The sequence below is a fragment of the Blastococcus sp. CT_GayMR19 genome (assembly GCF_004570385.1).
Taxonomy (GTDB): Bacteria; Actinomycetota; Actinomycetes; order Mycobacteriales; family Geodermatophilaceae; genus Blastococcus_B.
Genome location: NZ_SPQL01000004.1, coordinates 126,147 through 140,594 on the forward strand (window position 1 = coordinate 126,147; position 14,448 = coordinate 140,594).

General features: G+C 73.5%; 16 protein-coding genes. 12 read left to right on the top strand and 4 right to left on the bottom strand.

Going from position 1 to position 14,448, the window contains the following annotated elements; translation table 11 throughout:
• Positions 1 to 66 precede the first annotated feature (66 nt).
• From E4P39_RS07475 to E4P39_RS22240, 9 genes are all read left to right on the top strand, one after another.
• The gene (locus tag E4P39_RS07475) at positions 67 to 732 is read left to right on the top strand and encodes a fasciclin domain-containing protein (protein WP_135135774.1); all 666 of its coding nucleotides are present in this window, start codon (positions 67 to 69) and stop codon (positions 730 to 732) included.
• A gap of 91 nt (positions 733 to 823) precedes the next feature.
• Positions 824 to 1,378, top strand: coding sequence for an orotate phosphoribosyltransferase (gene pyrE, locus E4P39_RS07480; RefSeq protein ID WP_209306416.1), 555 nt, complete (start codon positions 824 to 826; stop codon positions 1,376 to 1,378).
• Positions 1,379 to 1,411: 33 nt separating this feature from the next.
• Entirely contained in the window at positions 1,412 to 2,845 is a 1,434-nt protein-coding gene (locus tag E4P39_RS07485; protein ID WP_209306417.1) for an FAD-linked oxidase C-terminal domain-containing protein, read from the top strand.
• Between the two features lie 3 nt (positions 2,846 to 2,848).
• The gene (locus E4P39_RS07490) at positions 2,849 to 3,121 is read left to right on the top strand and encodes a hypothetical protein (protein ID WP_135135775.1); all 273 of its coding nucleotides are present in this window, start codon (positions 2,849 to 2,851) and stop codon (positions 3,119 to 3,121) included.
• A gap of 13 nt (positions 3,122 to 3,134) precedes the next feature.
• Positions 3,135 to 4,487: an FAD-dependent oxidoreductase gene (locus E4P39_RS07495; RefSeq protein ID WP_135135776.1), complete on the top strand. Its 1,353-nt coding sequence runs from the start codon at positions 3,135 to 3,137 to the stop codon at positions 4,485 to 4,487.
• A gap of 2 nt (positions 4,488 to 4,489) precedes the next feature.
• The gene (locus tag E4P39_RS07500) at positions 4,490 to 5,086 is read left to right on the top strand and encodes a pentapeptide repeat-containing protein (protein ID WP_135135777.1); all 597 of its coding nucleotides are present in this window, start codon (positions 4,490 to 4,492) and stop codon (positions 5,084 to 5,086) included.
• Between the two features lie 65 nt (positions 5,087 to 5,151).
• On the top strand, positions 5,152 to 6,183 hold the full coding sequence (fbaA, locus tag E4P39_RS07505; protein ID WP_135135778.1) for a class II fructose-bisphosphate aldolase: 1,032 nt from the start codon (positions 5,152 to 5,154) through the stop codon (positions 6,181 to 6,183).
• A gap of 2 nt (positions 6,184 to 6,185) precedes the next feature.
• Positions 6,186 to 6,593 (top strand): DUF3151 domain-containing protein, encoded by a 408-nt coding sequence (locus E4P39_RS07510; protein ID WP_135135779.1) that lies wholly within the window; start codon positions 6,186 to 6,188, stop codon positions 6,591 to 6,593.
• A gap of 81 nt (positions 6,594 to 6,674) precedes the next feature.
• The gene (locus tag E4P39_RS22240; protein ID WP_167761670.1) at positions 6,675 to 6,824 is read left to right on the top strand and encodes a GPGG-motif small membrane protein; all 150 of its coding nucleotides are present in this window, start codon (positions 6,675 to 6,677) and stop codon (positions 6,822 to 6,824) included.
• A 45-nt stretch (positions 6,825 to 6,869) separates the two neighbouring features.
• Here the strand turns inward: E4P39_RS22240 and E4P39_RS07515 are convergent, their stop codons facing one another.
• Positions 6,870 to 7,484: a hypothetical protein gene (locus E4P39_RS07515; RefSeq protein WP_135135780.1), complete on the bottom strand. Its 615-nt coding sequence runs from the start codon at positions 7,482 to 7,484 to the stop codon at positions 6,870 to 6,872.
• 94 nt (positions 7,485 to 7,578) lie between these two features.
• Here E4P39_RS07515 and E4P39_RS07520 point away from each other — a divergent pair, with 94 nt between their 5' ends.
• Complete coding sequence (locus E4P39_RS07520) at positions 7,579 to 8,868, top strand: adenylosuccinate synthase (RefSeq protein ID WP_135135781.1); 1,290 nt, start codon at positions 7,579 to 7,581, stop codon at positions 8,866 to 8,868.
• A gap of 55 nt (positions 8,869 to 8,923) precedes the next feature.
• Here the strand turns inward: E4P39_RS07520 and E4P39_RS07525 are convergent, their stop codons facing one another.
• The gene (locus E4P39_RS07525; RefSeq protein WP_135135782.1) at positions 8,924 to 9,988 is read right to left on the bottom strand and encodes a glycerophosphodiester phosphodiesterase family protein; all 1,065 of its coding nucleotides are present in this window, start codon (positions 9,986 to 9,988) and stop codon (positions 8,924 to 8,926) included.
• A gap of 96 nt (positions 9,989 to 10,084) precedes the next feature.
• Between E4P39_RS07525 and rsgA the strand changes: the two genes are divergently transcribed.
• Positions 10,085 to 11,128 (top strand): ribosome small subunit-dependent GTPase A, encoded by a 1,044-nt coding sequence (gene rsgA, locus E4P39_RS07530; protein ID WP_167761671.1) that lies wholly within the window; start codon positions 10,085 to 10,087, stop codon positions 11,126 to 11,128.
• Positions 11,129 to 11,153: 25 nt separating this feature from the next.
• On the top strand, positions 11,154 to 12,425 hold the full coding sequence (gene purD, locus E4P39_RS07535; protein ID WP_135135784.1) for a phosphoribosylamine--glycine ligase: 1,272 nt from the start codon (positions 11,154 to 11,156) through the stop codon (positions 12,423 to 12,425).
• A 2-nt stretch (positions 12,426 to 12,427) separates the two neighbouring features.
• Here the strand turns inward: purD and E4P39_RS07540 are convergent, their stop codons facing one another.
• A complete protein-coding gene (locus tag E4P39_RS07540) occupies positions 12,428 to 12,958 on the bottom strand; it encodes a ribonuclease E inhibitor RraB (RefSeq protein WP_167761672.1) in 531 nt (176 codons plus the stop codon).
• Between the two features lie 9 nt (positions 12,959 to 12,967).
• Positions 12,968 to 14,437: an AI-2E family transporter gene (locus E4P39_RS07545; RefSeq protein ID WP_135135786.1), complete on the bottom strand. Its 1,470-nt coding sequence runs from the start codon at positions 14,435 to 14,437 to the stop codon at positions 12,968 to 12,970.
• Between the last annotated feature and the right edge of the window lie 11 nt (positions 14,438 to 14,448).

Sequence of the window (14,448 nt, forward strand, 5' to 3'; positions counted from 1 at the left end):
CGCGGCCGGCGCACGACCCGCCCGCGACACTGTGGTCGCACGGACAGGACAAGGAGCACCATCCCTGTGAAGAACAACCTCCTCACCCGCGGCGTCCTCATCACCGCCGCCTCCACCCTCGCCATCACGCTGAGCGCCTGCGGCGGCTCGGAGGAGCCGGCCGACACCAGTGCCGCCGCCGACACCAGCACCAGCGAGATGGAGACCAGCGAGCCCAGCGCGGAGCCGATGTCGGACGAGCCGTTCGGCGCCGGCTGCTCCGCGGTTCCCGCCGAGGGCGAGGGCAGCTTCACCGGGATGACCGACGACCCGGTCGCCACCGCCGCGAGCAACAACCCCGCCCTGAGCACGCTGGTCGCCGCCGTGACCGCCGCCAACCTCGGCGACACGCTCAACACCACCGACGACATCACCGTGCTGGCCCCGGCCAACCCGGCGTTCGAGGCGGTCCCGGCCGACGCGCTCAACGGCCTGCTGGCCGACACCCCGGCGCTGACCACGGTGCTCACCCACCACGTCATCCCGGGCCGGCTCACCCCCGAGGAGCTGGCCGGCACGCACAAGACGCTGAACAACGACGAGGTGACCATCGAGGGCGAGGGTGAGAACTTCTCCATCGCCATGGACGGCACCGTCGTCGCCATGGAGGCCTCGGTGATCTGCGGGAACGTGCAGACCGCCAACGCCACCGTCTACATCATCGACCAGGTGCTCAAGCCCGCCGGCATGTGATCGGACCGGCCGGAGGGCCGGACGCACAGGGCCGCTGCCCGACCTCACGGGGGTCGGGCAGCGGCCCTGCCGCATGTCTAGGGTCGGGTGCATGACGGCCCCCGCGACGCTGCCCGACCGTGACCGCCTGCTGAAGCTCATCGTCGAGCTGGCCGTCGTGCACGGGAAGGTCACGCTCGCCTCGGGCCTCGAGGCCGACTGGTACATCGACATGCGCCGGCTCACGCTGCACCACGAGGGCGGACCGCTGGTCGGCCGGGTGATGCGGCAGCTGACGGGCGACCTGCGCTACGACGTCGTCGGCGGGCTGACCCTCGGCGCCGACCCGGTGGCGACGGCGATGTTGCACGCGGCGGCGGCCGGCGAGGGCTACCTGGACGCCTGCGTGGTCCGCAAGGCGGGCAAGGCGCACGGACTCCAGCGGCGGATCGAGGGCCCCGACGTCGAAGGCCGCGCCGTCCTCGTCGTGGAGGACGTCTCCACCACCGGGGGCAGCCCGCTCACCGCGGCCGAGGCGCTCCAGGAGGCCGGCGCGGAGGTGATCGCCGTCGCGGTCATCGTCGACCGCGGTGCCCGGTCCGCGGTCGAGGCCGCCGGCTTCGAGTACCGGGCGGCCTACGAGCTCTCCGACCTCGGCCTGGCCTGAGCCGCACGGCGGAAGCCGTCGTACCGTGTTCCGATGACCACAGTGGCGACGGCGTGGGTGTCGGACCTGCGGGACGCGCTCGGCGCCGACGGGGTCCTCACCGACCCCGACGTCACCGCCGCGTACGCCCGCGACCAGGCGATGCTCGCCGATGCGGGGCTCCCGGCGGCCGTCGTCTTCCCGCGCAGCACCGCCGAGGTCGTCGCCGTGATGCAGGTGGCCGCGCGGCACGGCGTCCCCGTCGTCCCGCGCGGCGCCGGCTCGGGCCTGGTCGGCGGCGCGAACGCCATCGACGGCTGCATCACCCTCGTCCTGACGCGGATGGACGCCGTCCTGGAGGTCGCGCCGGCGGACCGGCTCGCCGTCGTCCAGCCCGGTGTGGTGAACAAGTCGCTGCGCGACGCGGTCGCCGGTGCCGGCCTGTTCTATCCGCCCGACCCGGCCAGCTACGACTGGTGCACCATCGGCGGCAACCTGGCGGTCAACTCCGGCGGCCTGTGCTGCGTCAAGTACGGCGTCACCACCGACTACGTCCTCGGCCTGGAGGTCGTGCTCGCGGACGGGCGGGTGCTGCGCACCGGCCGCCGCACGGTCAAGGGCGTCGCCGGCTACGACCTGACCCGGTTGTTCGTCGGCTCGGAGGGCACCCTCGGCGTCATCACCGAGGCGACGCTCGCGCTGCGCCCCGCGCCGCGGCCGGCGCTCACGCTCGCGGCCACGTTCGCGACGACGGCGCAGACCGGCCAGGTCGTGGAGCGGGTGGTGACCTCCGGGCTGATCCCCAGCCTGATGGAGGTCATGGACAACACCTGCATCCGCGCGGTCGACGACCTGCTCAAGGCCGACCTCGACCGGGACGCCCAGGCCCTGCTCGTCGCCCGCTCGGACGCGGGCGGGGAGGCCGCGGTCGAGGAGATCGCCCTGCTGACCCGGATCTGCGAGGAGGCCGGGGCGGATTTCGTGCACTCGACGGACGACCCGGCCGAGGGTGATCTGCTGCTCGCCGCCCGGCGGATGGCGCTGCCGGCGCTGGAGCGGCTGGGCAGCGTGCTGCTGGACGACGTCGCGGTGCCCCGGTCCCGGATCGCCGCCTTCATAGACGGCTGCGACGCGGTCGCCCGGGAATGCGGCCTGGTCATCGGGGTCGTGGGCCACGCCGGGGACGGCAACATGCACCCCACGATCGTGTTCGACCCCACCGACCCGGACCAGCGGGTGCGGGCCTTCGCCGCGTTCGACGACATCCTCGAGCTGGGCCTCTCCCTCGGCGGCACGATCGCCGGCGAGCACGGCGTCGGGACGCTCAAGCTCGACTGGCTGGAGCGTGAGATCGGCCCGGTGTCGCTGTCGGTGCACCGGGCGATCAAGGACGCGCTCGACCCGGCCGGCCTGCTCAACCCCGGCAAGATCTTCCGCGGGGCCGGGTCCGGCGACCTCGCCGCCGTCGCCGGGCTCGCCGGGGACTGACCCGTGCCGGGCCGGTGGGGGTCGTTCGTCGCCGACGCCGAGGGCGCCCACGTCGTCCACGAGGCCGGCAACCCGGTTCACCGGTGCCGCGTCGAGCACGACGACCGGATCCTGCTCGTCCACCTCTCCGACGAGGACGGCGAGGGCTGGAACGCGCTCGCCGTGGAGCGGGCGACGCGCCGGTGGGCGGTCGGGCAGGACCGTACCCAGATCGCGGCCGCCACCCGAGCGGTGGACGGGCTGCGCGAACGGGGCGCGCAGGCGCCGGGGGAGTGACACCCTGGGCGGCGTGAGCACCGATCGGCTGGTCGTCATCGGCGGAGACGCCGCGGGCATGTCCGCGGCCGCGCAGGCCCGGCGGCTGCGCGAGGCAGGCGACCTGGAGATCGTCGTCCTCGAGCAGGGCCCCGACGTGTCCTACTCCGCCTGCGGCATCCCCTACTGGGTCGGCGGCCTGGTCTCCGATCGCGACAAGCTCATCGCCCGCACGCCCGCCCAGTTCGCCGCCCGGGACATCGAGGTCCGGACCGGGACCCGCGCCGAAGCGGTCGACCTCGACGCCGGCACCGTCACGACGAGCTCGGGTGACAGGCTCGGCTACGACAACCTCCTGGTCGCGACCGGCGGACGGCCGCTGCGGCCCCCCGTGCCCGGGCTGGACGCCCCCGGGGTGCACGGGGTGCACCGGCTGGCCGACGGCGCCGACATCCGCGCCGCCGTGGCGGCGGGTGCGAAGCGGGCCGTCGTCCTCGGCGGGGGATACATCGGCCTCGAGATGGCCGACGTGCTGCACGCGCGCGGGCTGGACGTCACGGTCGTCCTGGCCGACCCGATGCCCATGTCGCAGCTCGACGTCGAGATGGCCGAGCGGGTGTGCAAGGCCATCGGCGACATGGGCATCGACATGCAGACCGAGCAGCCGGTGCGGGAGATCGAGGTCGACGCCGACGGCGTGGTGGCCGCGGTGCGCACCGACGCCGGCCGCTACCCGGCCGACCTCGTCGTCCTCGGGCTGGGGATGGGCCCGGAGGTGACGCTCGCGCGCGAGGCGGGCCTGCGCCTGGGCGAGACCGGCGCGATCGAGGTGGACCGCACGCAGCGCAGCCGGTCCCACCCGGAGGTCTTCGCCGCCGGCGACTGCTCCCAGACGTACTCCCGGATCACCGGCGAGGCGCTGCACGTCGCGCTGGGAACGCACGCCAACAAGCAGGGCCGGGTCGCGGGCGCGGTGATCGGCGGCCGGGCAGCCCGCTTCGCCGGGGTCCTCGGGACGGCGCTGACCAAGGTGGGCGACCTGGAGATCGCGCGCACGGGGCTCTGCACCACCCAGGCCGAGAAGGCGGGGTACGAGTACCGCAGCGAGATCATCGAGGGGACGACGCGCGCCGGCTACTACCCGGGCGCGGAGCCGATGACCGTCAAGCTGCTCAGCGATCGCGGCTCGGGGCTGCTGCTGGGCGCCCAGGTGGTGGGCGGCCCGGGCAGCGGGAAACGGATCGACGTGCTGGCCACGGCGATCTGGGCCGGGATGACGGCCGAGGAATTCGCCGGCTCGGACCTCTCCTACGCGCCGCCGTTCTCGCCGACCTACGACCCGGTGATCGTGGCCGCACGGGTGGCCAGCCGCGTCGAGCAGGGCTGAGCGTGACCCAGACCGAGGTCCGCCAGGCCGACTGGTACGGCGAGGACCTCTCCGGTCAGGAGCACACGGGCGTCGCCTTCGTCGGCGTGGATCTCACCGAGGCGACGGACGACGGGGCCGTCTTTTCCGACTGCACCTTCCGCGACTGCCGGTTCAACCTCTCGACGCACGCCGACGCCGCCTTCCTCAACTGCACGTTCACCGGCTGCTCGTTCTTCTCGGCGACGTTCACCGACTGCAAGCTGGTCGGCAGCAGGTTCGAGCGGTGCACCTTCGACCTGCTCACCGTGAGCGGCGGCGACTGGTCCTTCGTCGGGCTGGCGGGAGCCGACCTCACCCGCGCGACGCTGACCGGGGTGCGGCTGCGCGAGGCCGAGCTCAGGGGTCTGCGCGGCGCCGGGGCCACCCTCCGGGGGCTGGACCTGTCCGCCGCGGAGCTGCACGACGCCGACCTGAGCGGCGCCGACCTGCGCGGGTCGGACCTCTCGGCGGTGGACCCGCGCACCGTCGAGCTCACCGGAGCGCAGATAGACGTCCCCCAGGCGGTGGTGCTGGTGACCGCACTGGGCATGTGCGTCCGCCCCGACGCCCCGGACTGACCCTCGCGGCGCGATACTGCACGGGAGCAGCGCCCACACCGGACCGCGACGACAGGAGTGCCCGCATGCCCATCGCGACCCCCGAGGTCTACGCCGACATGATCCGCCGGGCAAAGGAGGGCGGCTTCGCCTATCCGGCGATCAACTGCACGTCGTCGGAGACCGTCAACGCGGCGCTGCGCGGCTTCGCCGACGCCGGAAGTGACGGCATCATCCAGTTCTCCACCGGCGGGGCGGAGTTCGCCTCCGGGACCAAGGTGAAGGACATGGTCACCGGCGCGGTGGCGCTGGCCGAGTTCGCCCATGTCGTCGCCGAGAAGTACCCGGTCAACATCGCGCTGCACACCGACCACTGCCCCAAGGACAAGCTGGACGCCTACGTCCGTCCCCTGATCGCGCTGTCGCAGGACCGCGTCGACGCCGGGCAGGAGCCGCTGTTCCAGTCGCACATGTGGGACGGCTCGGCGATCGACCTGGAGGAGAACCTGCAGATCGCCGAGGAGCTGATCGCCCGGACGTCGGCCGCGAAGATCGTCCTCGAGGTGGAGATCGGCGTCGTCGGCGGCGAGGAGGACGGCGTCGCGCACGACATCAACGAGAAGCTCTACACGGCCGAAGGGGACTTCGTCGCGACCGCCAAGGCGCTGGGGCTGGGGGAGAAGGGCGTCTACCTGCTCGCGGCCACCTTCGGCAACGTGCACGGCGTCTACAAGCCGGGCAACGTCAAGCTGCGGCCGGAGATCCTCAAGCAGGGCCAGGACATCGTCGCCCGCGAGTTCGGGACGAGCGATGACAAGCCGTTCAACCTGGTCTTCCACGGCGGTTCCGGCTCGGCGCAGGAGGAGATCCGCGAGGCGCTGTCCTACGGCGTCGTGAAGATGAACGTCGACACCGACACCCAGTACGCCTTCACCCGCCCGATCGCCGGCCACATGTTCACCAACTACGACGGCGTCCTGAAGGTCGACGGCGAGGTCGGCAACAAGAAGACCTACGACCCGCGCAGCTACCTCAAGACCGCCGAGGTCGGCATGGCCGAGCGCATCGTGCAGTCCTGCGAGGACCTGCTGTCCGCCGGCCAGTCGACGGGCGGCTGAGCATGACGCACTCGCACCACAACCTGCTCGGCGAGCCGCCCCCCACCCTGCTCCCCGGTTCTCCCGCGGCCGACGAGGCGCTGGCCGCGGGGACCGACCCGGCGGAGGTCGCGGCGGCGCACCCGACGGTGAGCGCGGCCTGGGCGGCACTGGCCGAGAACGCGCTGGAGGGCGGCCGGACCATCGAGGCCTACGCCTACGCCCGGACCGGCTACCACCGCGGCCTGGACGCGCTGCGCCGCAACGGCTGGAAGGGCTTCGGCCCGGTGCCGTGGTCGCACGCGCCCAACCGCGGCTTCCTGCGCTGTGTCACCGAGCTCGCGAAGGCGGCCGAGAGGATCGGCGAGGTCGACGAGCAGGAACGCTGCACCCAGCTGCTGCGCGACTGCGACCCGACGCTCGCCGCCTGACGTTTCGCCACGGTCCGTGATGATCATTACTGACCGTGAACGGTGCCAGTCCGGTGCCGTGCGATGTCGGGAGGGCAGGTCATGGACGCTGCGACGCTTCTATGGATTCTCGCGGTCATCCTCGTTGTTGCCGGGATCTTCGCGATCTTCCGAGGGCAGATGCTCTGGGGGATCGTCCTGATCATCGTGGGCCTGCTCGTCGGCCCCGGCGGGGTGAGCATCTTCACCTGACGGGCCCGGGCAGCGTTCCACTCCGTGGAGCGCTGCCCGGGTGCCTCAGGGCTGCAGCCGCCACCGCACCCGGTCGTCGGCGTACCAGGTCCAGCGGTCGACCGGGCGCAGGTACGGCACGCCGTCGCGCAGGACCCGCGCCGGGTCCGACGCCACCTGGAGGGCGCGCCCGCTGGTCTGACGGGTCGGTCGCAGCGGCAGCGTCATCACCGTCACGCCGATCGTGTCCACCGCCCGCCAGTCCGGGCGCACGTCGATCCGCGTGATCTCGCCGTCGGCCACCTGGATGTCGTCGTGGTGGGCCTGGCACCCCAGCCGGCGGCTGAGCGAGCGCCGGCCGTTCCCCGCCGCCTCGATCCGCCCGTGGTGCAGCAGCACGCCGCCGTGGTCGTCCCGCACCAGCGTGAGGTCCCGCGGCTCGCCGCTGCCGATCTCCAGGTCGCGGGCCAGGGACAGCGAGGCCTTGTCGGCGGTGGGCTCCCAGGCCACCGGCACGAGGGACGTGCGGCCGGCCTTCAGCAGGGCGGTCAGCACCGCCGCGAGGGCCGGGACGGGCCCCCGGAGCCGTACGGAGTCCGCTTCGACCGCGGCTGCGACGTCCCCCCGGCGAGGGGCCTCGCCGGGGTCGAGGCGCCGGAGGTCCAACTCCACGAAGGACATGCGGATACCCTGCCATCTGGTCAGCCGGGAACCGCCCGGGTGGCAGGCAACCGATCCACCCGCCACCCCGACTCACGAGGAGAACCAGGACCCGATGCCGGCTGTCGTGCTGATCGGCGCCCAATGGGGGGACGAGGGCAAGGGAAAGGCCACCGACCTGCTCGGCGGCCGCGTTCCCTACGTCGTCCGCTACCAGGGCGGCAACAACGCCGGGCACACGGTGATCACCCCGGACGGCGAGAAGTACGCGCTGCACCTGATCCCGTCGGGCATCCTCACGCCGGGCTGCACGCCGGTGATCGGCAACGGCGTCGTCATCGACCCCGAGGTGCTGATCGGCGAGTTGGCCGGCCTGGAGGAGCGCGGGGTGGACACCTCGCGGCTGGTCATCTCCTCGGACGCCCACCTGATCATGCCGCACCACCGTGCCCTGGATAAGGTCACCGAGCGGTTCCTGGGCAAGCGCCGGATCGGTACGACCGGCCGGGGCATCGGCCCCGCCTACGGCGACAAGGTGGCCCGCGTCGGCATCCGGGTGCAGGACCTGCTGGACCTGTCGATCCTGCGCCAGAAGCTCGAGGGCACCCTGCAGGAGAAGAACCAGATCCTGGTCAAGGTCTACAACCGCAAGGCGATCGACGTCGACGAGGTCGTCGAGGAGTACGCCGCGTACGCCGAGGCGATCAAGCACCGCATCGTCGACACCCGCCTGCTGCTGGGCAAGGTGCTGGACGGCGGGGAGTGGATCCTGCTGGAGGGGTCGCAGGGCACGCTGCTCGACGTCGACCACGGCACGTATCCGTTCGTGACGTCGTCCAACCCGACCGCCGGCGGTGCGGCGGTGGGCGCCGGGATCGGCCCCACGCGCATCGAGCGGGTGGTCGGGATCCTGAAGGCGTACACGACCCGCGTCGGCTCCGGCCCGTTCCCGACCGAACTGTTCGACGCCAGCGGCGAGTACCTGCGCAAGCAGGGCGGCGAGGTCGGCGTGACCACCGGCCGCGACCGGCGGTGCGGCTGGTTCGACGCCGTCGTCGCCCGCTACGCCAGCCGGGTCAACGGGATCACCGACTACTTCCTGACCAAGCTCGACGTGCTGTCCGGCCTGGAGTCGGTGCCGATCTGCGTCGCCTACGAGGTCGACGGCGTGCGGCACGACGAGATGCCGATGACGCAGACCGAGTTCCACCACGCCACGCCGGTCTACGAGGAGATGCCGGGCTGGTCCGAGGACATCCGGCACTGCCGGACCTTCGACGAGCTGCCCGCCACCGCGCAGGCCTACGTGCGCCGGCTCGAGGAGCTCTCCGGCGCCCGGATCAGCGTGATCGGCGTCGGGCCCGGCCGCGACGAGAACGTGGTGATCCACGACCTGATCGGTTAGTTCTTGTCACGGCGAGTGGGCCCCGGAGGGGTCCGGGCAGCCGTGACGCAGCGGCTCAACGAGGCTTGGGGACGGCACCTGGCCGCCGTGCGGTCCGGAGGACCGCAGTGTCAGAGAGCTCGGCGACGGCGCGGACGGCGTACTCGGGTGAGTCGGTGATCAGGCCGTCGACGCCCAGCGCGAGCAGCTGGCGGGCCTCACCGAGGGCGTCGCCGAGCCCGCTGGGAGCCTTCCCGCGGCGCAGGTGCGCCGGCAGGAACGCGTTCTCCGCGCGCAGGGTCCAGCAGAAGACGGCGAGCGCCGCACGGTGGGCCTCCTGGACGAGGTCGGACGTGCCGGTGTTCGCCTGCCCGTCCTTCCCGACGATGCGGTCACGGCTCGGGCCCACGGCCTGGGCGTAGGTGGAGATCTCCCGCAGGCCGGACGGCGTCACCATGAGGTCGCCCGCGGCGAAGTCGTTGACGAGCTGAACCATCTGCGGCCCGTTCGCACCGAGGCGGGCGCGCAGGTCGCGCAGCACCGCCGGCTCGAACGACTGCAGCAGGACCGTGCCCTGCGCGTCGTCCGCACCCAGCCGGCGCAGTTCCGCGCTGACCAGTTCGGCCATCGGCAGCCCGTGGTCGGTCGACCAGGCGGCGTGCTTGAGCTCGGCCAGCACGCGCACCTGCCGCTGAGCCGTGGACCGGGTGCGCGCCAGATCGATCACCTCGGCGAGGGTGAGGATGCCGAAGTGGCCGTCGTAGGCGGTGTTCAGGGGCCGGAGCTCGGGCATGCGCTCGATCGCGCGCAGCGTGCGCAGCTCCGGATAGGTGAAGTCCTCGGCGAACCAGCCGGTCGACGGCGTGTCGTCGACCAGCTTGGTGGTGCGGCGGCCGGCGAACTCGGGTCGGGTGGCGACATCGGTGGACCAGGAGAGCTCGCTCTCGTGGCGGACGACCAGGACGCCGTCGCGGCTGATCACCACGTCGGGCTCGATCAGCTCCGCCCCGAGGTCGATGGCCAGCTCGTAGCTGGCCGCCGTGTGCTCCGGCCGGTAGGCCGGTGCCCCGCGGTGCCCGATGACGACGGGCAGGGAAGGGCGGGTCGCTGGTCGCGTCGCCAGCGACTCGGTCGCGTGCATGTCCCTCACAACACATGTTTCGGATGTCCGGACGGCGAACTGAAGCGAACGAGTCGCCCACAATTCGGAAGACACAACGCTGACCAGCCCGGCACCATGCGTCACGTGACCGATCTCTCAGCACTGGGCTGGACGGCCGAACGGCTGGCCGAACTGCCGCCGGACAGCGCCCCCGCGCGGGTGTCGCGCGTGGACAGGGGCCGGTTGCGCGTGCTCGGCGCCTGCGGCGAGACCCGCGTCCATCCCGCCGCGGTGCTCTACGACGAGGCCGGCACGGGCGGTCCGGCGGTCGGTGACTGGGTGGCGGTGCGGGGCGAGCTCGCGGTCGCCGTCCTCCCTCGAAGGAGTGCCTTCGTCCGCTCGGTGGCGGGCCGGACGTCGGCCGCGCAGGTCGTGGCGGCCAATCTCGACGTCGTCCTGGTCGTCGACGCGCTCGTCGGCGAGACCCGCCTGCGGCGCGTGGAGCGCTATCTCGCGGTGGCCTGGGGCAGCGGTGCGACGCCGGTCGTCGTCCTCACCAAGGCCGACCTGTGCGACGACGTCCCCGCGGCCGTGGCGGAGGTGGCGGAGGACGCGCTCGGGGTCGCGGTCCTCCCGGTCAGCTCGGTCACCGGTGCGGGCCTCGACGCCGTCCGCGCCCTGCTCGGGCCCGGCAGCACGGGCGCCATGGTCGGCCCGTCCGGCGTCGGCAAGTCCAGCCTGGCCAACGCCCTGGCCGGGCGGACCCTGGCCGAGACGCGGGAGATCCGCGAGAGCGACGGCCGGGGCCGGCACACCACCACCGCGCGCGAGCTGCACCTGCTGCCCGGCGGCGGAATGCTCGTGGACACGCCGGGGATGCGGGAACTCGGCCTCTACGACGACGCCGAGGGCGTCGACACCGCCTATGCCGACGTCGCCTCGCTCGCCGCGGAGTGCCGGTTCCGGGACTGCGGGCACCGCTCCGAACCAGGCTGCGCCGTCGCTGCCGCCCTGGACGACGGCTCGCTGGACCCGGGCCGCTATCGCGCCTGGCGCAAGCTGCAGGCGGAGGCGCACCGGCAGCTGCTCCGGGTCGACGCCCGGGCCCGGGCGCAGGAGCGCGCGCGGCTGCGCACCTTCTCCCGCGCGCTGCGGGAGCAGCCCAACCGTCCGCGCTGACCCGGGCCCTGGGTAGTTTCGCCCCGTGCGCGTGGTCGTGATCGGTTCCGGTGCCCGGGAGCACGCCCTGTGCGTGGCGCTCTCCTCCGACCCCGCGGTGAGCGCGCTGGCCTGCGCACCCGGCAACGCGGGCACCCGCTCGGTCGCGGAACCGCTGCCGGTCGACGTCACCGATCCCGACGCGATCGCCGCCCTGGCGGTGACCTGGCGCGCCGACCTCGTCGTCGTCGGGCCGGAGGTGCCGCTCGTCGCGGGCGCCGCCGACGCCGTCCGGGACGCCGGGATCGCCTGCTTTGGCCCGTCGGCCGAGGCGGCCCAGCTCGAGGGCAGCAAGTCCTTCGCCAAGCACGTGATGACCGCGGCAGGAGTGCCGACGGCCCGGGCCTGGCCGGTGGGCGGGCCGGCGGAGCTGGAGACCGCGCTGGACGAGGTGGCCCAGCTCGACCCCGGCGCCCCGTACGTCGTCAAGGACGACGGGCTGGCCGCGGGCAAGGGCGTGATCGTCACGACCGACCGCGACGCCGCGGTGGCCCACGGCCGCGCGGTCCTCGACGCCGGCGGAGCGGTGCTGATCGAGGAGTACCTGGACGGCCCCGAGGTCTCGCTGTTCGCGCTGTCGGACGGTACGACCGTCCTGCCGCTCGTCCCCGCGCAGGACTTCAAGCGCCGGGACGACGGCGACGCCGGGCCCAACACCGGCGGCATGGGGGCCTACGCGCCCCTGCCCTGGGCGCCGCCGGGACTGGTGGACGAGGTGCTGGCCACCGTCCTGCAGCCGACGGTCGACGAGATGGCGCGGCGTGGCGAGCCGTTCAGCGGCCTGCTCTACGCGGGGCTCGCGCTGACCTCCCGAGGCCTCCGGGTGGTGGAGTTCAACGCCCGCTTCGGCGATCCGGAGACCCAGGTCGTGCTGCCTCTGCTGGAGACCCCGCTGGCCGGACTGCTGCACGCGGCGGCGACCGGCACGCTGGCCGACGTCCCCCCGCTGCGCTGGCGGGAGGGTTCGGCCGTGACCGTCGTCGTCGCCGCTCCCGGCTACCCGGAGGCCCCGCGCACCGGGGGACCCGTGACCGGCGCCGACGGCGACGGCATCCTGCACGCCGGCACCTCGCTGGCACCCGACGGGTCGGTGGTGGCGGCCGGCGGCCGGGTCCTGGCCGTGACCGCGGTCGGACCCGACCTCGCTGCGGCCCGGCAGGCTGCCTACGAACGGGTGGCGGGCGTCCGGCTCGCCGGCGCGCACTGGCGCACCGACATCGCGCTCGCTGCCGTCGAGGGGCGGATCACCGTCGGCTGAGTTCAGGGGGGCGGGCTGCCCCAGCCGCCGTGGCTGCCACCGTGCTGCGCGGCCAGCGCGAGCAGCTGCTGCTGGTCGACCGCGAACGCGGCCGACAGGGGCAGGTCGGCCGTGCGAACGGCGACCTGCCAGCGGACCGTCCCGTCGTCGTAGGCCCGGCCGTCGACGGGGACCGGGGCCGCCGGCGTCCCGCCCCGCGCGCGAACGGCCTCGACGAAGGCCCGGGCAGGAGCCTCCGCGGCGAACCCGAAGTACTGGTCGACCTCACCGGTGTCGGGCGCCGGCGGCTCGGCGTACTCACCGAGCACGTACCGGAGCCGCTGGTTGAGGGTCGCCAGCGCCACCCGTAGCTCGGCCGGCCCGGCACCGGGTCCGACGAGGTCTGCGCCGCGCAGGTGGCCGTTCAGGTGGTCGATCACGTGCCGGTCCAGGTCACCGGCGATCAGCTGGCCCTCGAGCACGGCCAGCACCCCGATCAGCGCGGCGGCATCCTGACGGCCGAGCGGATGGGGGACCGCGCCGTCCTCGCTCACGCTCGGCACTCAGCTCGCGGTGACCGCGGGCCTGGCCCGCTCGGGCCGGGGTTCCGGCGGACGCGGCCCGTCGTGGCGGCGGCTGAGGTAGGTGCCGGCGACGTTCACGCAGGCGACCGTCGGGACGGCGATCAGCGCCCCGAAGATCCCGGCGATGAGCAGGCCCGCCGCGATCGCCAGCACGATAGCCAGCGGGTGCACGCGCACGGCGCGGCCGAGCAGCAGCGGCTGGAGGATGTGTCCCTCGACCTGCATGACCAGCACGACCACGGCGAAGGCGATGAGCGCCGTGATCGGCCCCTCGGAGACGAGGGCGACCAGCACGGCCACCGTCCCGGCCAGGAACGAGCCGATGATCGGGATGAACGCCCCGAGGAAGACCAGCGCGGCCAGCGGGATGACCAGGGGCACGGAGAGGACCGCCAGGCCGATGCCGATGCCGATCGCGTCGACCAGCGCGACGGCCGCGGTCGCCCGGACGTAGGAGATCAGCGTGCGCCACGAGCGCCGGGCCGCCTCGTCGATGTAGGCGCGTGCGTCGTCCGGGAACAGGCCGACGATCCACAGCCAGATGGACCGGCCGTCCTTGAGGAAGAAGAAGAGCGTGAACAGCGCCAGCACGATGCCGGTGAACACCTCGCCGACGGTGGCGGCCGTGGTGAGGGCGCCCGACGCGATGGTGTCCTGGTTGTTCACCAGGGTCTCCTGCAGCTGGGCGACGGCGTCCTCGAGCTGTCCGCGGGTGATCGGGAAGGTGCGGACGACGAATGTCTGGACCTGGCCGATGCCCTCGCTGACCTGGGTGGCCAGGTCGGCGAAGCCCGCGGTGAACCGCTCGACGACCAGGGTGATGATCCCGGAGACGACGCCCAGCCCGACGATCAGCATCGCGACCGCGGCCAGCGACCGCGGCCAGCCGTGCCGCATCAGCCAGGCCGCGCCGGGCTGCAGGAGTGCCGCCAGGAGCAGTGCCACGATGACCGGGACGACGACCACCGCCACGTAGGCCGCGGCGTAGAGGAGCACGTAGAAGCCGGCGATCACCACGATCAGCCGCCACGACCACGCGGCCGCCGTCCGCAGACCGTTGGGGACGCCCTCCTCGGCGGGGGACCTGCGGTCGGCGGGCGCCATCAGCCGGCGCGAGCGCTCCGCGGGGCGATGGGGGCGTCCGCCCCGGGGCGGGCCGCTGACCCCACCGGCCGCGACGGCGCCGTCGATGTCAGGAGCGCCGGGCTCGGGGCTGCCGAGCGGTGGCCGCGCGGAACCGGCGTCGTCCCCGGGTTCGGCGTCCCCTCGTCCGTCGTCCCCGTCCTGGTCGGGGACGACGACGAAGTCGATCGGCTCCGCGCGGTAGACGTCCTCGTGGGTGAGGAGCGCGTGGTCGTCCTGCTCCGGCCAGCCGTGCGGGTCGTGCTCCCGGGCCGCCCGGATGCGCTCGCGGGCCCGTGCCGCGAGGTCGCTCGCGCGTCGCAGCATCACGCACCCTC